Origin of the sequence: Amycolatopsis sp. WQ 127309 (genome assembly GCF_023023025.1) — a bacterium.
Lineage (GTDB): Bacteria > Actinomycetota > Actinomycetes > Mycobacteriales > Pseudonocardiaceae > Amycolatopsis.
The window spans coordinates 6,117,008-6,135,423 of sequence record NZ_CP095481.1 but is presented as its reverse complement, the minus strand read 5'-3'; the positions used below and the strand labels follow the sequence as shown (position 1 = coordinate 6,135,423).

13 protein-coding genes are annotated in these 18,416 nt (G+C 72.1%); 2 read left to right on the top strand and 11 right to left on the bottom strand.

The window, feature by feature from the left end; translation table 11 throughout:
* Positions 1 to 32: 32 nt before the first annotated feature.
* The 4 genes from MUY22_RS28180 to MUY22_RS28165 all read right to left on the bottom strand — a co-directional run bounded on the left by MUY22_RS28180 (position 33) and on the right by MUY22_RS28165 (position 4,070).
* Entirely contained in the window at positions 33 to 1,010 is a 978-nt protein-coding gene (locus MUY22_RS28180) for a bifunctional 2-polyprenyl-6-hydroxyphenol methylase/3-demethylubiquinol 3-O-methyltransferase UbiG (protein ID WP_247049445.1), read from the bottom strand.
* Between the two features lie 62 nt (positions 1,011 to 1,072).
* Positions 1,073 to 1,786 (bottom strand): HAD-IA family hydrolase, encoded by a 714-nt coding sequence (locus MUY22_RS28175; RefSeq protein ID WP_247049443.1) that lies wholly within the window; start codon positions 1,784 to 1,786, stop codon positions 1,073 to 1,075.
* A gap of 14 nt (positions 1,787 to 1,800) precedes the next feature.
* Entirely contained in the window at positions 1,801 to 2,910 is a 1,110-nt protein-coding gene (locus MUY22_RS28170; protein ID WP_247049441.1) for a Gfo/Idh/MocA family protein, read from the bottom strand.
* A complete protein-coding gene (locus MUY22_RS28165) occupies positions 2,907 to 4,070 on the bottom strand; it encodes a DegT/DnrJ/EryC1/StrS family aminotransferase (RefSeq protein ID WP_247049439.1) in 1,164 nt (387 codons plus the stop codon). The genes MUY22_RS28170 and MUY22_RS28165 overlap by 4 nt, the downstream gene beginning before the upstream one ends.
* Before the next feature lie 236 nt (positions 4,071 to 4,306).
* Between MUY22_RS28165 and MUY22_RS28160 the strand changes: the two genes are divergently transcribed.
* A complete protein-coding gene (locus tag MUY22_RS28160) occupies positions 4,307 to 4,741 on the top strand; it encodes a type II 3-dehydroquinate dehydratase (protein ID WP_247049436.1) in 435 nt (144 codons plus the stop codon).
* Here the strand turns inward: MUY22_RS28160 and MUY22_RS28155 are convergent.
* The 5 genes from MUY22_RS28155 to MUY22_RS28135 form a co-directional block, all read right to left on the bottom strand.
* On the bottom strand, positions 4,696 to 5,619 hold the full coding sequence (locus MUY22_RS28155) for an ROK family protein (protein WP_247049435.1): 924 nt from the start codon (positions 5,617 to 5,619) through the stop codon (positions 4,696 to 4,698). The two genes, MUY22_RS28160 and MUY22_RS28155, sit on opposite strands and share 46 nt — an antisense overlap.
* A gap of 21 nt (positions 5,620 to 5,640) precedes the next feature.
* Positions 5,641 to 5,964, bottom strand: a complete 324-nt coding sequence (locus MUY22_RS28150) for an O-linked N-acetylglucosamine transferase (RefSeq protein WP_247049433.1) — start codon at positions 5,962 to 5,964, stop codon at positions 5,641 to 5,643.
* Positions 5,965 to 6,011: 47 nt separating this feature from the next.
* Positions 6,012 to 7,961: a carbamoyltransferase C-terminal domain-containing protein gene (locus MUY22_RS28145; RefSeq protein ID WP_247049431.1), complete on the bottom strand. Its 1,950-nt coding sequence runs from the start codon at positions 7,959 to 7,961 to the stop codon at positions 6,012 to 6,014.
* Between the two features lie 242 nt (positions 7,962 to 8,203).
* On the bottom strand, positions 8,204 to 10,906 hold the full coding sequence (locus MUY22_RS28140; RefSeq protein ID WP_247049429.1) for an AAA family ATPase: 2,703 nt from the start codon (positions 10,904 to 10,906) through the stop codon (positions 8,204 to 8,206).
* A gap of 915 nt (positions 10,907 to 11,821) precedes the next feature.
* Positions 11,822 to 14,839: a BTAD domain-containing putative transcriptional regulator gene (locus MUY22_RS28135; RefSeq protein WP_247049427.1), complete on the bottom strand. Its 3,018-nt coding sequence runs from the start codon at positions 14,837 to 14,839 to the stop codon at positions 11,822 to 11,824.
* 175 nt (positions 14,840 to 15,014) lie between these two features.
* Here MUY22_RS28135 and MUY22_RS28130 point away from each other — a divergent pair, with 175 nt between their 5' ends.
* Positions 15,015 to 15,983: a DUF5937 family protein gene (locus MUY22_RS28130; protein ID WP_247049425.1), complete on the top strand. Its 969-nt coding sequence runs from the start codon at positions 15,015 to 15,017 to the stop codon at positions 15,981 to 15,983.
* An 18-nt stretch (positions 15,984 to 16,001) separates the two neighbouring features.
* Here MUY22_RS28130 and MUY22_RS28125 read toward each other — a convergent pair whose 3' ends face one another.
* Both MUY22_RS28125 and MUY22_RS28120 read right to left on the bottom strand, forming a co-directional pair.
* Entirely contained in the window at positions 16,002 to 17,342 is a 1,341-nt protein-coding gene (locus MUY22_RS28125) for a KamA family radical SAM protein (protein WP_247049423.1), read from the bottom strand.
* On the bottom strand, positions 17,339 to 18,409 hold the full coding sequence (locus tag MUY22_RS28120) for a MupA/Atu3671 family FMN-dependent luciferase-like monooxygenase (protein ID WP_247049422.1): 1,071 nt from the start codon (positions 18,407 to 18,409) through the stop codon (positions 17,339 to 17,341). The genes MUY22_RS28125 and MUY22_RS28120 overlap by 4 nt, the downstream gene beginning before the upstream one ends.
* Positions 18,410 to 18,416: the final 7 nt, after the last annotated feature.

Below are 18,416 nucleotides of genomic sequence, written 5' to 3'. Positions count from 1 at the left end.
CCCCTGGTGCGGCGGCAGCGGCTCGATCCCGGCTAGGTCAGGAGGTTGCCGCCGATGCGCGGGGTGCACCAGGACAGCGCCGTCCCGCGCCCGGCGAGCAGGTTGAACCCGGACGCGGAGACCGCGAGTTCGATGAGCGAGGAACGTTCGAGCGGGGAGAGCGCGGCGATGCTCTCCCGCAGGAGCGGAGCCTCGAACAGATCCTCGGGCGTCAGGACCGAAAGCTTGCTCGAGCCATCCGCTTCGGCACCCGACAAGTCGATGTGCGGATTGCCCCGGGAAGCCCAGACGCGGTCCATCGCCACCCAGTCGGCGAGCTGGCCGAGCACGGCGGCGACATCCTTGACGCGCATCGTCTGCACGACGGGGTTGAGGAAGGCGTCGGCGTCCAGGATGTCCTGGTAGTCCGACGATTCGGCGACCTCGCGGTAGTCACCGGCGATCCCGTAGCTGGCCGGCGAGAGCTGCAACCCCAGCGCCCGGACGATCCGGATGCCCTCCTTGCCTTCGAACCGGTTGAGCAGCTGCACCATCTCACGCTGGCGCATCCGCTCGGCCTCGCCGATACTGCCGTAGATCCACAGGTGCAACAGCGCGTTCTCCGCCAGGTGCGCACTCAGCCAGCGAATCGCTTCGGCCGGGTCCGGAATGTGGTGGACCACGCCGTAGCTGTAGATGAAATCGAATTCGGTGCCGAGTGGTTCTCCCGAGATGGAACCGTCGACGAGCTTCAGGTTGGTGACGCCGGCTCGCGAACGAAGACGTTCGGCGACCTCACGGGACGGCCCGTTCGGTTCCAGGCCGACGAAGTCGACATCCGGATAAGCGCGGGCCATCGACACCACCGTCTGCCCGGTTCCGCAGCCGGCGTCGAGAACGGTCCAGCCGCTCTTCAGCCCACCCTCGACAATCGCCGGAATGTCGTCGGGAACCAGCACGTCCGAGTTGTCGACGTTCGAAGACGGGAAAGGAAAGTGTTCGTAGACGGAAGCGGTTGCCGAGTATGCCATTAGTTCCCCTTGGTGCGGTGTCCATTGATTTCACGGGAGCAGTCGGTGCCGTGGCCGGGCCGTCACCTGCCGGAGCTCGCCAGCTCGGGCTGGTCGAGGCCCAGCCACTCCAGCAGGTCTTCCGGCTTCCGCAGGGTCACGTCCGGCTTCGCCCGCATCAGCGCGGCTTCATCCGTTTCGCCCCACAACGCGGCGACGGCGGCGACCCCGGCGTCGCGCGCGCTCTCGATGTCGGTCACGGCGTCGCCCACCATGATCACCTCGTCCGGGACCGCGCCCAGCAGGGACATCGCGCGCAGCACGATGTCCGGGGCCGGCTTGGGCCGGGCCACCTCGTCCGAGCCGATGACGTGGTCGAACAGCCGGAGCAGGTCCAGCCGCTCGAGCAGCGAACGGGCCCGCGGCCCGCTCTTGCCGGTGGCGACCGCCAGCCCGAACCCGCTGTCCCGCAACGCGGACACGACCTCGCGCGCCCCGGCGAAGACGCGGACCTCGTGGGCCAGGCGGTAGCTCTCCCGGACGAACGGCGCCTCCATCTCCAGTGGCAGCCCCATGATGCGCATGATGTCGGGGAAGTACCGGCCGAGGTGCCGGTTGTACTCGGCGAACGGCGCTTCGCCGTCGCCGACCACCTCGGCGTAGGCGAGGTCGAACGCCTGGCGCATGACGCCGAAGCTGTCCACGAGCACGCCGTCGAGGTCGAACACCACCACGCTCACCCGCCGTCCGGCCGCGACCGGCGCCGCACCGCGCTCAGGTTCCTGCTGGGTACTCATGCATCCACTCCCGGTTATCGGCTGACGCTGCTCAACGGTCGCCCGGCCTGCGCGAGCGCCGCCGACGCGTAGATCCGTTCGATGACATCGATCGCCCAGCGCGCGTCCTCCACCGCGCGGCCCCGCCCCGCCGGATCGGTGAGCAGCGCCGGCACCGCGTCGAGCTGGCGGTCGTACTCCGCGCCGATCGGTTCGGCCGGCGCTTCGGCGGGGCCGGCCACCCCGCCGACCGTGTGGGTGAGCGACGAGCCCTCGACGCGGTTCGGGCTGAAGCCGAAGGTGCACCGCAGCTCCGCGGCGCCCTCGCTGCCCTCGATCCGGAAGACGGTGCTGTCCAGTGCCTCGTGGGAGGCCCAGCTCGCCCGGAGCGCCACCGAAAGCCCGTCGGCGGTGACCATGAACCCGTGCGCGGTGTCCTCGACGTCGCCGCCGGGGCCGTCGGCCGGGTCGTCCTCGCGCCACGCCGCCCGGAAGGACCGGCCGTTGACGAAGTCGGCGGAGACGGCGCCGACCACCTGCTCGAACACCTGGCGGCCCAGCAGCAGCCGCGCAACGTCCAGCAGGTGCCAGCCGAGGTCGACCAGGGCACCGCCGCCCGCCAGCTGCCTGCTGGTGAACCAGCCGGCCCCGGCGGGCACCCCGCGGGCCCGGCGCCAGAACAGCTCGGCGTGCCGGATCTCCCCGAGCGAGGCGGTCAGCTCCCGGAGCGCGGTCACGTCGGCGCGGTAGCAGGCCGCGCTCCCGCCCAGCAGCACCGCACCGCCCGCGGCCTCCGCGGCGGCCAGCTGGTCCACCTCGGCCGAGGACAGGCACAGCGGCTTCTCCAGGAACACCGGGATGCCCGCGGCCAGCACCCGGCCGGCGACCGGCGCGTGCAGGTGGTTGGGCACCGCGACGATCGCGAGGTCGACCGAGTCCGCGGCCAGCCGGTCGGTCGACGCGTACACCGCCGTCCCCCCGGCCTCCCGGGCCACGCTCGCCCGCAGCACCGGATCCGGCTCGACCAGCGCCACCACCTCGTAGGCGCGGTGGGCACGCAACCGTTGCAGCCAGATGTTCCGGCCCGCCCAGCCGAGCCCGACCACGGCGACCCGCAGGGGCGCGGACCCCCGGCGGCCGCTCATCCGCGGCCCGCGACGTCGGCGACGGCGGCGGCCACGTCGTGCATCTGCGCCTCGGTCCCCAGCAGCAGCCGGTGGTGCAGCCACACGCAGTCCGTGGTCAGCGCCTCGGCGTTCGGGCACCGGCGGGCGAGCTCGTCGGCCGTGACGTCCGGGGCCCCGGTCTCCCAGAAGGCGTCGGTGCGGTAGACGGCCCGGAACCCGACGAAGGCCGGCAGCCCGCGCTCGATGAGGGCGTCGACGATCTCGGCGCGCCGCCGCTCGGTGACACCCGGCAGCCGGAACATCGCCATGTAGTGCGGGTTGCGGTCACACCGGTCGTCGGTCGCCTGCGGCACGACGCCGTCGATCCCCGCGAGCAGCCCGGAAAGGACCTGCCACCGCTGTTCCCGCACGGCGATCTGCTCGTCGAGCCGGGTCAGCTGGGCCCGCAGCACCGCGGCCGAGAACTCGGTCATCCGGAAGTTCGACCCGGAGGTGCGGTGGAAGTAGCCCCGGTCGGTCCGGGGCCGGCCGCAGCTGTGGCGCACGAACCCGGTCTCGTACAGCTCGGCGTCGCCGAAGAGCACGGCGCCGCCCTCGCCCGCGGTCATCAGCTTGCCGTTCTGGAAGCTGAAGGCGGCCACCGAGCCCAGCTCGCCGACCTTCCGGCCGCGCCACCGCGCGCCGTGCGCGTGCGCGGCGTCCTGCAGCAGCGGCACCCCGGAGTCGGCCGACAGCTTGGCCAGCGCGTCCATGTCGGCGAGCAGCCCCGCCATGTGCACCGGCATGATCGCGCTGGTCTTCGAGGTGATCGCCGCGGCCGCGGCGGCCACGTCGATGTTGTAGGTCCCGGGGTCGACGTCGACCGGCACGGCCACCGCCCCGAGGCGCTGGGCGGCCTGCGAAGACGAGATGAACGTGAACGCGGGGACGACGACCTCGCTGCCGGGCGTCACCCCCAGCACCTGGAGCGCGAGCTCCAGCGCGTGCGTGCCGTTGGTGACCGCCAGCGCGTGTTCGGCGTTGTGGTACTCGGCGAACTCCCGCTCGAACGTGTCGACCTCGCTGCCGCCGACGCGCCACCACTGGCCCTGCTCGAGCGCGCGGTGCAGGCCGATCCGTTCCTCGTCGCCGAACTGGGGCCAGGCCGGGAATTCAAGCTTCTGGCGCACTTCACTCATTGACTTCCGCCCCTACTTTTGCGAAACAGGCATGCAGATATCACCGACGTCGTTCACCAAACGATCGTCACGTTACCCATTCGGTTCGGACGCGACCAATCCCCTTGCCGCCCCCTAAAGTCCCCCTAGCCTCGCACGGCGACGCCGTTTCCCGGCCCGGTAGCGCAATTCTTGCTATCGTCCGGGAACCGGGCGCTCGAACCGGATGCCTGCGAAAACGAGGACGGGCGATCACCATGGACGAATTGCTGCTGCTGAACGGACCCAATCTCGGCATACTCGGCCGTCGCGAAACCGACATCTACGGACTGGCGACGCTCGACGACATCGAGAAGTCCGTCACCGCCGAGGTCGCAGAACGCGGCTGGCGGGTCACCGCGTTCCAGTCCGACGCCGAGAGCGAACTGATCCGGGTCCTCCAGAACGGCTACGGCACCGTCGGCGCGATCCTCAACCCGGGTGCGCTGATGATCGCCGGCTGGAGCCTGCGCGACGCGCTCGCGAACTACCCGCGGCCGTGGATCGAGGTGCACCTGTCGAACGTCTGGGCCCGTGAGCGGTTCCGGCACGAGTCGGTGCTGGCTCCGCTGGCCAGCGGAGCCGTCGTCGGGCTCGGCGCGCTCGGTTACCGGCTCGCGGCCCGCGCGCTGCTGGAGATCTCCGCGGACTGACCGGCACGCGTCAGGTCCCGCGCCGCGAGCACGGCACCGTGCAAAGAGGACAGTCCGCCGAGGACCGCGGGCCGCACCGGTGCCGGCTCGTGGCCCGGGCGCGCCAGCCGGCGTACCTCCTCGGCGACGAGCGGGACGAAGCCCGGGACGCCCGCGGCGAACCCGCCGCCGATCAGGACCAGCGCCGGGTCGCACAGCTCCCCGACGCTCACCACCGCGGCGGCCAGCGCCCCGGCGCTCTCGGTCACCGCCGACACCGCCCACGGCGCGCCCGCCGCGATCCCGTCCCGCAGCTGCGCGGCCGTCACCGCCGCACCCCGGGTCCGGGCCGCCCGGCGCAGCGTCGCCGGTCCGGACGCGACCGCCTGGACGCAGCCCCGCCGGCCGCAGTCGCAGCGCGTACCGGACCGGTCCACCACCACGTGCCCGAGCTCGCAGGACGCGCGGGCGAGCCCGGGCCACGGACGCCCGTCGAGCACGATCCCGCCGCCGACGCCGGTGCCGACCCCGAAGTAGACCAGGTCGGCGCAGTGCGCGGCGCGGGCCTCGGCGATCGCGGCGAGGTCCCCGTCGTCGGCGAAGCACGCCGGTACGCCCGGGAAGAGCGACCGCAGCGCCGCACCGAAGTCCACGCCGGTCCAGCTGGGCCGCCCGGGCCAGGCCACCACCCGCCCGGTCCGGTCCACAGTGGCCGGTACCGAGACGCCGACGGCCGTGATCCGCGGCGGCAGCTTCGCGACCTGCGCGCCGAGCAGCCGCAGATCCGCCGCCGCCCCGGCCGCCGGATCCGGCCAGGTGACGGAGAACTCGGTCACCTCACCGGTTTTCTCCCGCTCGGTACGGAAAGCGACCTTCGTGCCGCCGATGTCGATCCCCACGTAGCCGATGGCGCACCCGTCCTACTCCGTCACCGCGAACCGGACCGCCAGGGTGGCCGCCCGCATGGCGTGCACCGCTTCCTGCGCCCGGGGGTCCATTGTGGTGTGTTCCGCCGGCGAGTCGCCGGCCACCAGGCCGGCCACGCACTGCGCGGCCTCCAAGCAGGCGACGCACGCTTCGACCAGCGCGTCGGACTTCGCGCGGTGCTCGCCGAGCGCGGTGAGGAGCCGGAAGATGTCCGCTTGGACGCCGTCCGCGGCCGTCACCAGCGCGGCGTCGCGCCGGCCGTCGTCCGGCGGTGTCCGCGCCGGGTCGGCCACGGTCTCGTTGAGTGTCCGGTGCACGATGCCTCCACTGACATCCGCGACGGCTGCCACGTCGGCAGGGGGCTTCAGGCGGGCGTCAGGTTCAGCAGCCGCTGCTGCCAGAGGTCGTACAGTTCGTCGCGCACACCATCGGGAACTCCGCCCGCGGCCGCCACCAGTGCGCCCACCGTCGTGCGGCCGTCCACCTTGCGGAGCAGCTCGTAGAGCGGCTCGGACACCGTCGCGACCGGACCGCCGGAGTAGTCCAGGTAGATCTCCCGGGAGACGATCACGGCGGCGGGCGAACCGTCGCCGGACCGCTCGGCCAGCCTCGTCACCGGCCGGAAGCCCGGCACCAGGGGGTCGAGGTCGACCCGCGCGCCGTTCTTGCGCCGGACGAGGAAGTCTTCCACGACCAGGTAATCGAGCTCGGTGGTCAGGAACGAGGTCACGACGTCGTCGACGCTCTGCACGATCGGCTCGGCGTGGTTGTTGAAGGACGTGTTGAGCAGCACCGGAGTTCCGGTGAGCTCGCCGAACCGGGCGACCAGCCGGTGGAACCGCGCGTTGGACAGCGGGTCGACGAGCTGGACGCGGGCGGTGCCGTCGACGTGCGTGACCGCGCCGAGCTCCGGCCGGCGTTCCGCCAGCACCGGCACCACGAAGGACATGAACTCGTAGGCCGCCGCGGTGCCGGGCAGGTCGAAGTAGCTCTTGGCGTCCTCGGCGGTGACCACCGGCGCGAACGGCCGGAAGCTCTCGCGCTTCTTGACCATCGCGTTGATCCGGGTCTGGTTCGCGGCCGGCCGCGCGTCCGCGATGATGCTGCGGTGGCCGAGGGCGCGGGGGCCGAACTCCGACCGGCCCTGCGCCCAGCCCAGGACCGAGCCGTCCGCCAGCAGCCGCGCCGCGGTGTCCACGATGTCGTCCCGCCGCTCGATCTCGACCACCGAGCTCCACGCGGCGAGCCGCTCGGCGACCTGCGCCTCGGTACCCAGTGCGGGGCCCACGGCGGCGCTGCGCAGCCGCTCGCCGGGCGGGAGCCGGTGGCCGAGCTCGGCCATCGCCATGAACGCGGCGCCCTCGCCGGCGCCGGCGTCGTGGGACGCCGGGTGCACGAAGACCTCCTGGAACAGCCCGGAACCGAGGAGCACGCCGTTGAGGCTCGAGTTGTGGGCCACCCCGCCGCCGAAGCACAGTCCCGGCAGGCCGGTGGTCTCCGCCCAGTACCGGAACACGTGCATCGCGATCGTCTCGACCGCTTCCTGCAGCCCCGCGGCGAAGTCCTTGTGCTGCTGGGTGAACTGCTCGCCCTTGCGCCGGGGCCGGAACCCGTGCGCGAAGAACAGCGGGCTGACCAGGTTGGGCACCGTCATGTTGGGGTGCAGGTCGTAGGTGCCCTTGTCCCGCAACGTGTACAGCCGAGCGAAGAGGTCCCGGTAGGTCGCCGGGTCGCCGTACGGCGCGAGGCCCATCACTTTGTACTCGTCGCCGAAGCCGTAGCCCAGGAGCTGGGTGGCGTTCAGGTACAGCACGCCGAGGGAGTGCATCACCGAGTAGTCGGCCAGCTTCTCCAAGCTGCCGTCCACCGCGCGGTAGACCGTGCCGGAGTTGTCCTCCCCGCGGCCGTCCAGGACGACCACCAACGCCTCCCGCATCCCCGAGTGCATGTAGGTCGACATCGCGTGCGCGTCGTGGTGCGGGGCGTAGATCAGCTTCTCGTCGGGAAGGTCCCAGCCGAACTCCTCCCGGAGCCGCTGCTTGACGAGCTCCCGGGAGTAGCGGACCGGCACCCGCGGGTGCTCGGTGTAGAGGTGGTTGAGCACGTTGTCCATGTGCTCCTCGCGGAAGTAGTACCCCACCGCGTCGATCTCGCCGGGGGTGACACCCGCCGCGTCGAGGCACGCGCGGATCGCGTTGACCGGGAACTTGGTCGTCTTCTTGATGCGGTTGAGCCGTTCCTCCTCGACCGCGGCGATCAGTTCGCCGTCACGGACGAGGGACGCCGAAGCGTCGTGGAAGAAGAACTCGGACATCAGCGGCACGAGATCGGATTCCCCGGTCGAAAAGTTCCCGTTCAAGCCAAGCACCAACACGTTCGACCACCCATACCCTCGGCAACGGACAGAACCACGATCACTGGGCCTGGCATCTCCCGAAGCACGCGCCATGCCGCAAGTCCCACGGCCAGTCTCGCGCAAGACGGGCCGCCGTCTCCCCTAACCGGCCCCCCTGGATCCCCTGCCTTTGCCGCGGAGCCAAGGGGTGCCGGCCCGGCTCAGGCGGTCCAGAAGCCGATCCCGTCAGGCAGTTCCTCGCGCCGCTTGACGCCCAGCTTGCGGAACACCCGGGTGAGGTGCTGCTCGACCGTGCTGGCGGTCACGAAGAGCCGGCCGGCGATCTCCCGGTTGGTGTAGCCCATGGCGGCGAGCGAGGCGACCCGGTTTTCGGTGTCGGTGAGCAGCTTGACGCGGCCGGGCCGTTCGGCCGCCGCCGTCGCCTGCGCCAGCTCGTCGCTGCCCGCCGGGAGCAGCTCTTCGCACAACGGTTCCGCGTCGCACCTCTTGGCGACGTACCACGCCCGGCGCATCACCCGGCGCGCCTGCTTGTGCTCACCGATCGCGTAACAGGCGCTGCTCAGGTCCCGCAGGGCCCTGGCCAGCTCGTACTTGTCCCCCCGCTCCTCCAGCACCTCGATGGCCTCGGTGAGCAGCTGGGACCGGCGCCGCGCCGAACTGGTCTCGGCCAGCAGGCGCAACGACAACGCGCGGGACCGATCGCCGTCCGAGCCGGGCCGGGCCAGCTGCTCGTTGACGAGCCGCTTGGCCTGATCACGGTTGCCGAGCGACAGCCACGCCTCGGCCGCGCTGGTCCGCCACGGGACCAGGCCGCTGCCGTTCAGGCCCCAGCTGTCGATCAGCTCGCCGCACAGCAGGAAGTCCGCGAGGGCCGCCTGACGCCGTTCCGTCGCGAGGGAGAAGTTCCCGCGGGCGTGGAGGTAGTGCAGTCCGTACCGGTTCTGCAGGCCGGCCGCCGGGATCGACTGGTTGACGTACCTGGCCGCCTCGTCGAACTTCCCCATCCGGGTGTAGGCGAGGATCAGGCACCCGAGCGGCAACCCCACCGCTGAGCCCCACGATCCCGGGGAGAGCTCCGAGAACGCCTGGTTCGCGAGGTTCACCGCGTCCGACAGGTCCCCGCGCCGCACCGCGATCTCCGCCTTGCACGCGGAGAACAGCGCCCGCCACACGGGCAGCCGGCGGGAACCCGCTTCGCGGAGCAGGTCGTCGCACCACGCATCCGCGGCGTCCAGGTGATCGGCGTACACCAGGGCCAGCACCGCGAGCAGGCCGTCCTCCTCCTGCCCCGTCACCCGGTGCGTGACGTGCAGCTCCCGGAGCACCTCTTCGGCCCGGGGCTTGATCTCCTGGCTCTGGCCCCGGACGAGCACGTCGGCCAGCACGCCCGACGCCCGGGGCAGGCTGGCCGCCTTGGCCGCGGCGGACCCGCGATCGGCGGGCGGCCGGATCCCGCGCCGGGCGAGGACCGGGTAGGTGCACGTCAGCCACTGGTCCACCGAGTACAGCTCGTCGGCGATGTCCGGGGTCTGCCGCAGCCGCGCCAGCAGGTCCTCGGCCTCGGCCGTCCGCCCGCGCCACAGCAGCTGCCGCACCACCGCGACCGATTCGGGGACGCCGAGGTCGCCGTCGCCGGCCGCGGTGACCAGCGACCCGAGGTGCCGCGCCGCGGTGGCCGGGTCGAGCCGCCACTCGGTCTCGGCGAGCTTGGCCTCGACGCCGGCGCGCGCGTGCGGCGCGCAGGACGCCAGCGCGCGCTCGAGCAGGTCGACCGCGAAGCCGACGTTGCCGGCGATCGACGCCAGATCCGCCGCCTCCAGCAGGACGTCCTGGCTCCACGCGGCGTCGAGCGGGCCGGCGCTCATCAGGTGCCGCGCGACCGTGACCACGGGTGTTCCCGTGTCGTGCAGGAGTTCGGCCACCCGGCGGTGCAGGTCCGCGCGCACGTCGGCCGGCATCTCGGTCAGCACGCTCTGCCGGGCCGACTCGTGCCGGAAGGCTCCGCCGTGCAGGAGCCCCCCTTCGTTCATCGCGCGCAGCGCCTGGGCCACGAGCGCCGGCTCGGCGCCGGCGACCCGGGCGAGCTCGGCGTCCGAGACGTCCGAGTCGAGGACGGCGAGGGCGCGCGCCGCGGCCAGGAGGATCGGTTCGTTGCGGTACAAGCAGTTCAGGAAGGCGCGGCCGTACCCCTCGTCCCGCACGTCGCCGACCTCGCCGTAGTCCTCCAGCAAGGCCTGGAGCAGCATCGGGTTTCCGCCGGAGACCTTGCAGAAGTCGGTGACGCACCGGTCACCGGGATCGCCGTCGAACCGCTTGGCCATGATGTCGCTGACCACGTCCGGCGCCAGCGGCTCGACCTCGATCCGGCCGGATTCCGGGCGGTGCAGCAGCTCCGCGCGCAGGGGCGGGTACGACGGTCTGAGGTTGAGATCATCCCCCACCACCACCGTGATCGCGACCTGGTCGACCCGGCGGATCAGCTGGGCGAGGCAGATGGCGGAGGCCAGGTCGGCGTGGCGCAGGTCGTCGACCACGATCAGGAGCGGGGTGCGCCCGGCCGCTTCGATCAGCCTCGCGCACAGCTGGTTGCCCCAGCGCACGATCTCGGCCTCGTCCAAGCCGGGCATGCCCTCGTGCTCGTCGCCCGCGCAACCGGCCGGCGGCAGCAGGCCCGCCGTCAGGCCCGCCGCCCGGAACAGCTGCGCCACGACCCCGAACTGCAGTTCCCGCTCCGCGTGGGCACAGCTGGCGGACAGGACCGCGAAGCCGCGATCGTCCGCGATCTCGGCGATCGCCCGCAGGACGGTCGTCTTGCCACAGGCGAGCGGTCCCGTCACCAGCAGCACTCCACCACGGCCGACCGAGCCGCCGTCCAGCAGCCGGTCGGCGGCTCTCAGATCCACACCCTCCGCGATCAGCTCAACGAGATCTCGACCATAGAATGCCATCCCCATCATCTCCACAGCGAGTTAGGCCGACGTCCGCCTCGAAGTTCTCCTCGCCAGCCACCGTACCCTCAGCGAGCCGCCGATCTCCACATTCGAATGCCGGGGCCGAGAGCCGCCCCCGGTTGACCAGCGACGTTTCCCGGTTACCCGGCGACGAATTCTGCCGGAAACTTCCCGGCAACAGTGACACGCCCCGGAACTAATGTCACTTACCTGCGGAGTAAACACCCCTTCGACACTCTTCGCGCAACCGAGTCCGGTGTCCGCGGAATGAACTTCGGAAACTCTCGAGACGCAAAGCGTGCAATTGCTGGAGTCGCTCCAGCTTCGACATCCGGCCCGCTCGGACCAGTGCTCATTCGAGCAGTCATGCCGCCGGACCACGGCTTTCGCACGACTCCCCCACTCGGCTCGGTCCGGGTACGGCAATCAGCCCACACGCGCGGAGGCGAGCCGGGCACCACTCGGTAACGCCGGCGGCGGGGTTCGTGCAAGCAATGACCGCATTGCCCGAACAGTCCCGGACCATTGCCCGAAAGACCCTGCCGCCGATCGCGGATAGACGTCCGCATCGGGGAAGCCGAGCGGGTGGCTGTCGAATCCCGGTCGATGAGGAACGCCGAAGGCGACACGTCATCGCGAACGAGCATCAGCTCGGATTCGAACACCGAAACAATGAGAACCTGATATGATTCGCCCATTCTCGGACAGTGGGCGGCCGGACTCGGCAAGCGAAAGTGTAGTTGAGAGTCACACAACTATATCCTAGCCGCGGATGTGACGACCCGCAAGATTCACAACTCCGCCTCGGACGCACGGCACCGAGCCGCCGGATTGCGCCGCCGGCGAGAGCACGGCCTACGAGTTCGATCATGTTCGACGACGGGTTTCCCGGAAATCGGGAATGCGGGCGCGGACCTCCGCCGCCTTCGGGTGGGCGATCTCGTCGAAGACGACCAGCGCCGCCTCCCAGTACCGCGTTCCCTGGGCGGGGTTTCCCGTGTCGTGCAGCAGCGTGCCGATCTTCTCCAGCGTCGACGCGCGGCCCTCGGCGTCGCCGATGTCCTCCCGGATCAGCAGCGCCTGCTGGTAGGCGCGCTCGGCCTCGATGAACCGTCCGTCGCACGCCCGCGCGTAACCCAGGTTGTGCTGGACCGTCGCTTCCAGGTGACGATCACCGAGCCGCGCGGCGAAAGCCGCCGCCTCGGCCAAGCGCTGCCTGGCCTCCTCGGTGCGGCCCATCGTGGCCAGGACGAAACCGACGTTGCCCAGCACCTTCGCCTGGCCCACCACGAACCCGGCCTCGCGGCACAGCTCCAGCGACGTCTCCAGCGCGGCCAGGCCCGGAGCGGACTCGCCGGCCTCGTGCAGCACCATGCCCAGGCTGTCCAGGGCCGCGGCGCACCCGGTGGTGTCGCCCAGTTCCCGGAGCATCCGCTGGGCCTCGTCGAGGTGCTGCCGGGAGGCCGCCAGGTCGCGCAGGCCGTAGCGGTGCGCCGCGCCCAGGCTGTAGTGCATCGCGGCCTCGGCGGCCCGGTTGCCCTCCCGGCGCGCCGCGTCGAGCCCGGCCAGCGCCAGCGCGCACCACGACGACGGGTCGTAAGTGCGCCACAGGTGGCCGCGGAGCACGTCGATCAGCTGCCAGGCCACGCCTTGCGGGCCGTGGTCGGCCGCGTGCGCCACGACGGCCGCGAAGTTCGCGCGTTCGGCGGTCAGCCAGGCCCCGGGTTCGTCCCGTTCCCGCCAGGGCGACGGCGGGTACTGACGCAGCTCCGAGAGCCGCAGCATGCCCGGGTACAGCCTCGCGGTCGCCTGCGTGGCGGTCTCCAGGTAGTAGTCGAACAACCGCTCGAGCGCCGCCGTCCGGTCCGCTTCCTCGTCGGCGCGGGCGCTGCGCTGCCCGGCGAACAGGCGGAGCAGGTCGTGGGTCTGGAACCGGCCGCCCGGCCGTCGTTGCACCAGGTGCGCGGCGACCAGCCGGTCGACCATCCGCGCCGCGTCGTCCACGCCGGAGCCGGCCAGCGCGGCGATGGCCGGCATCCCGGCGTCGGCTCCGGGCAGTGAACCCAGCAGCCGGAACAGCCGGGCCGTCTCCGGCGGGAGCGCGGCGTAGGACATCTCGAAGGCCGTCAGCACCGCGGACCGGCTGTCGCCGCCCAGGGAGAGCCCGGCGAGCCGATCGCCTTCGGTGAGGACGGTCAGGTACTCCGCGACCGTCTTCCGGCCGGCGATGTTGGCGGCGGCGATCCGCAGCGCGAGCGGCAGGTGGGCGCACAGCCGGGCCAGCTCCGCCAGGGCCCCGGGCGAGGCTTCGGCCGCCTCCCGCTCGCACGACGCCCGCAGCAGCGCGACGGCTTCGCCGCGGGAGACCACGTCGAGCTCGACCAGCAGCGCGTCGACGTGCAGGGTGAGCGCGGCCAGGCTGTTGCGGCTCGTCACGAGCACCGCGCAGCGCGGGCTGGCGGCGATGAGCGGGCGCACGTGGTCGGGGCTGACGGCGTCGTCCAGCACCAGCAGCATCCGGCGGTCGGCCAGCACCGAGCGGAAGAGGGCGACCCGGGCGTCGAGGTCGACCGGGATGGTGGCGGGCGCGACGCCGAGCGAGGTGAGGAACGCGGCCACCACCTCGCCCGCCGACCGGGTGCCGACCGTGGAGAAGCCGTTGAGCCCGGCGTGCAGCTGCCCGTCCGGGAAGCGGTGGCGCATCCGGTGCGCCCACCGCACGGCCAGCGCCGACTTCCCGACGCCCGCGGTGCCGCTGAGGACCACGACGCGGGCCGAGGCGTGCGGGGCGGCGTCGAACACGAACTCGTCGAGCTGCCGCAGCTGCGCGTCCCGGCCGATGAACCGCGACGGGTCGGGCGGCAGCTCGGCGGGGATGGGCGCGGCCGGAGTCCCGGAGCGGCGGCTGAGCAGGGCCGGGGTCGGCGTGCCCGGTTCCTCGCGGATGCTGTGCAGGTAGGTGCGCTGCAGTTCGGGACCCGGCTCGAGGCCGAGGTTCTCCCGGAGCCGGCCGCGGAAGGCGAGGAAGACCCGGACCGCGGCCGCCCGCTGCCCCGAGGCGGCCAGCGCCCGCATGATCCGCTCCGTCAGCCCTTCGTGCAGCGGGTCGGCGAAGGCCGCTTCCCGCAGCCGGTCGAGGACGTCGTCGTGGTGGCCGAGCGGCACCGCGAGATCCGCGTAGTCGAGCACGGCCTTGAGGCGCTGCTGGGTGACCGCGACGACCACCGGGTGAGGGGCCGCGGGCAGCAGGACGCCGTCCAGGACCTGACCGCGCCACAGCTCCAGCGCCGACCGGTAGGACCGCACGGCCGCGGCGGAATCGCCCGCCCGGCGGTCTTCCTGGGCCTGCGCCAGGGTTTCGGCGAACTCCAGCAGATCGCTCTGCCCGGGTGCCAGGCCGAGGCGGTACCCCGGCCCGACGCGGGTCACCAGCCCGGGGTCGGCGTCCAGGCCGGCGAAGAACTTCCGCAGCCGCGAGACGTAGGTCTGGACGAGGTTCACCGACGACTCCGGGGACCGCTCGCCCCACAGGAACTCCACGACGTCCGCGCGGGACACCACCTGGTTGGCGCGCAGCGTGAGCAACCCCAGCAGGCGGGCCTGCATCACCGAGCCGAGCGGTACCTCACGGCCGTCCCGCCGCACGGCGAGCGGGCCCAGCACCTCGACGCGGAACCCGCCGGCCCGCTCGCCGGGTGCGGGACCGCTGTCCGCCAGTCCGGTGGCCTCCAGGAGCTTCGCCAGCGACCGCGCGTGCGGCCGCCGCACCTCGCCCCGCTCGATGTCCCGCAACGTCCGCACGCTGACCCCGGCGAGCCCGGCCAGCTCCTGCTGGCTGATCCCGGCTCGCCGCCGGTACGCCAGCAGCCGCTCCCCCAGCGTCATCGGCCCCCTCGCAAGTCTTCCCCTGTTCCTGCCGATCGTCGCCGGATTCTGCCGGTCGGACCGCCGAAGTTTCGACGAATTCGCTGGTAGAACGCGATACGCCCGCGTACAGCAAGCGTACAGCGTTCAGGCGTCGCCGCACCATATGGTCGGGTTGTCACCAACTGGGGGATTCATGCTTCGCATCCACTTCACCGACGCCGACCTCGTGCGCGTGCGGATCCTCGCCGAGCCCGATCCGATGTGGGAGGTCCTGCTCAGCCTGCACCTGACGACGCCGGCACCGGCCGACCTGCGCTTCCGCGGCTGGCGGCGCGGCCTGCCGGCGCGCCTCGCCCGGCCCGCCGGCGTGCTGCGCACGCTGAGCCGGCCGACCGGGTACTCCCCCGACTTCCTCACGCCGTCCGGGGACGTCGCCGACTTCGGCACCGGGCTGGACCTCGTCCTCAGCACGCCGCGCGAGCGGCTGCGCGCCGACATCGCCCAGCTCGCGTCCGGCACCCGGGTCGCGTCCTGGCCGGCGGACCTGGCCGACGGCAACGTGCCGGCCCTGAACCTGCTCGGGGACGCGCTGACGACCTACCACGACGCGGCCGTGAAGCCGCACTGGGAAACCATCCGCCGCCACATCCGCGCCGACCGCCGGAAGCGGGCGGAACTGGCCGTGACCCGGGGGTTCGAGGCCGTCCTGGCCACCCTGCACCCGTCGGCCCGCTGGCGCGCCCCGGTCCTCGAACTGGCCTACCCCGTCGAGCAGGACCTGGTCCTGGGCGGCGCCGGGCTGACGCTGGTGCCGTCGCTGTTCTGCTGGCCGGGCCCGATCACGCTGCTGCGGCAGCCGGACCGGCCCGTGCTCGTCTACCCCATCGCCCCGGAACCCGGCTGGGCGGCCGAGCCCGCCACCGGGTGCGACCGCTCGCTCAACACCCTGCTCGGCAACACCCGCGCCGAGGTCCTGCGCGTCATCGCGACCCTCCCCCGGGTGAACACCACCGAACTGGCCCGCGCGGCCGGCATCTCACTGGCCAGCGCGAGCCAGCACACGTCGGTACTGCGCGGGGCGGGCCTGGTGACGACGGGCCGATCACGCGGCTCGGCGTTCCACGAACTCTCCGAACGCGGCTCTTCCCTGCTGTGCCACTGAAGTTCCCGGGCCGGGGTGTCAGCTTCCCGCGCCGGTCATGGCCGCGTACTCCCGGCTGAAGAAGAACTCCCGCTCGCCGAAGGCCGGGCGCAGGGCGTCGAACCAGGTGGCGGCGGGGTCGAACGCCGCGAAGAACGGCTGCTGCGTCCAGCGGGGGTCGCGGGCCTGGATGAACCGCAGGACGAACACCCGCTCGCCGTGGACCTCGGCGACCCCCTGGATCTCCACCTTGCCCGGACCGCAGCTCATGCTGGGGCCGCGCGCGGTGCGGGCCAGGCCGGACACCGCGCTGACGGCGTCGGCGTAGATCCGCCACGTGCGCACCAACGGCACCTCGAAGTGGTTGCGTGCCCCGGTGTCGCGCTCGACGAACATGTAGTAGGGCACGATGCCCAGTGCCACCTGCCGTTCCCACATCCGGGACCACACCCGCGGGTCGTCGTTGACGCGCGCGAGGACCGGTGCCTGGCTGCGGATCACCGCCCCCGTCTCGCGGATCCGGCGGACGGCCTCGGCGAACAGCGGGTCCTCCATCTCCCGCCAGTGGTCGAGGTGGGCCATCACCGCGAGGTGCCGGCCGCCGGCGACGATCCGCCGGAACAGCGCCAGCAGCTCGCCGGCGTCGTCGTCCAGCACGAAGCGGTGCGGCCAGAAGGTGAGTGCCTTGGTGCCGATCCGGATGGTCCGCACGTGCTCCAGCCCCGGGTCCGCCAGGAGCGGGTCGAGGTACCCGGCCAGCCGGTGGGTCCGCATGACCATCGGGTCGCCGCCGGTCACCAGGACGTCGGACACCTCGGGGTGCACGCGCAGGTAGGCGCGCAACGCCGTGCTGTCGGGCGCGGAGAACCGGTCTTCGGCGCCGACGAACTGCGGCCAGCGGAAGCAGAACGCGCAGTACGAGTGGCACGTCTGGCCCGCCGACGGGAAGAACAGCACGGTGTTGGCGTACTTGTGCTGCATCCCGGGCAGCGCGTCGCCCTCGAGCGACGGCACGTTCAGCGTCTGCTGCCCGGCGGGGTGCGGGTTGAGCTCCTCCCGGATCTTCCGCGCCAGCGCCTGGACCTCCGCGGCCGGCGCGCCCAGCCGCACCAGCTCGGACATCGCGTCGAAGTGCTCGGGGGAAAGCATGTCCCGGTGCGGGAACAGCAGCCGGAACAGCGGGTCGGCGGGCGGGTCCGCCCAGTCGATCAGCTCGTTGAGGACGAAGTCGTTGATCCGGAAGGGCAGGATGTGCGACACGACCTCCATCTCGAAGCGCAGGTCAGCCGGCAGCTTCGCCAGCAGGTCGAGCCGGCTGGCCTGGCGGAACCGGTAGGCCTTGAACCGCGCCGGGGCCGGCCGGACGCGCGAGCTGGTCAAGGCCGGGTCCGGGAGAACTGCCGCGCGAGGGTGATCAGCGGCGGGAGCCCGGCGAGGATCCGCTCCGCGCTCAGGCCGAAGTCGACCAGGCACGCGATTTCGTCCACCCCCGCCGCCGCGAAGCGTTCGACCACGGTCCGGCAGCTCTCCGGCGAGCCGATCAGCGATCCGTCCCGCAAGTAGCGGTCGCAGGTCAGGTCGAGCAGGTCTTCGACGACGTCGTCCGGCAGGTCCTCGGCCGGCATCCGGTGGCCGCCGCTGATGGTCCCGCCGCCCTTCGCCGCCTTGGTCTCCAGGGAAACCGCCGAGCGGAGGTACTCGCGGAACGGCGTTCTCGTCGTCGCTTTCGCTTCGGCTTCGTCGTCGGCCAGGTGGGTGTGCAGCATCAGCGAGACGACGCCGGTGGCGGGATCGAGCCCGGTCCCGGCCCGGGCCTCGCGGTACAGCTTGATCTTCGCCGTGAGCTGGTCGACGTCCTGCCCGATCAGGTGCGTCAGCACGTTCGTGCCGCGGGCGCCGGCGTCCACGAACGTCTGCGGGTTGCCCGACGACGTCAGCCAGATCGGCAGCTCCCTCTGGACCGGCCGCGGGAACAGGCGCACCGGCACCGGGTGGCCCAGCCCGTTGGGCAGCTCGATCGCCTCGCCGCGCCACAGCCGCCGCAGGTCGTCGAGCTGCGCCAGCATGACGTCCCGCCGATCGGCGTAGGTCTGCGGGCTCAGCACGAAGTCGTTGACGTTCCAGCCCGCGCCGAAGGACACCGCGGCCCGGCCGCGGGAGAGGTTGTCCACCACGGACCACTCTTCGGCCATCCGGACCGTGTTGTGCAGCGGCGAGATCAGGCTGCCGGCGCGCAGCTGCAGCGAGTCCGTCGTCATGGCGAGCGCCGCGCTCGTCAGCGCGGGGTTCGGGAAGACGCCGCCGAACCGGTCGAAGTGCCGTTCCGGCGTCCAGACGGCGCTCAGCCCGCCCCGGTCGGCCAGTTTCGCGGCGGCGAACATGGTGTCGAAGGTTTCGGAGGCGGCCGCACCGTCGGGAGCGGCGAAGAACATGATGCCGAAGCGCATCGGGTTT

Excerpts from the sequence above, each read along its gene's own strand:
- MUY22_RS28135 (WP_247049427.1), bottom strand. The coding sequence starts at position 14,839 with ATGACGCTGGGGGAGCGGCTGCTGGCGTACCGGCGGCGAGCCGGGATC.
- MUY22_RS28145 (WP_247049431.1), bottom strand. The coding sequence starts at position 7,961 with ATGTCCGAGTTCTTCTTCCACGACGCTTCGGCGTCCCTCGTCCGTGAC.
- MUY22_RS28180 (WP_247049445.1), bottom strand. The coding sequence starts at position 1,010 with ATGGCATACTCGGCAACCGCTTCCGTCTACGAACACTTTCCTTTCCCG.
- MUY22_RS28175 (WP_247049443.1), bottom strand. The coding sequence starts at position 1,786 with ATGAGTACCCAGCAGGAACCTGAGCGCGGTGCGGCGCCGGTCGCGGCC.
- MUY22_RS28120 (WP_247049422.1), bottom strand. The coding sequence starts at position 18,409 with ATGCGCTTCGGCATCATGTTCTTCGCCGCTCCCGACGGTGCGGCCGCC.
- MUY22_RS28160 (WP_247049436.1), top strand. The coding sequence starts at position 4,307 with ATGGACGAATTGCTGCTGCTGAACGGACCCAATCTCGGCATACTCGGC.
- MUY22_RS28130 (WP_247049425.1), top strand. The coding sequence starts at position 15,015 with ATGCTTCGCATCCACTTCACCGACGCCGACCTCGTGCGCGTGCGGATC.
- MUY22_RS28170 (WP_247049441.1), bottom strand. The coding sequence starts at position 2,910 with ATGAGCGGCCGCCGGGGGTCCGCGCCCCTGCGGGTCGCCGTGGTCGGG.
- MUY22_RS28165 (WP_247049439.1), bottom strand. The coding sequence starts at position 4,070 with ATGAGTGAAGTGCGCCAGAAGCTTGAATTCCCGGCCTGGCCCCAGTTC.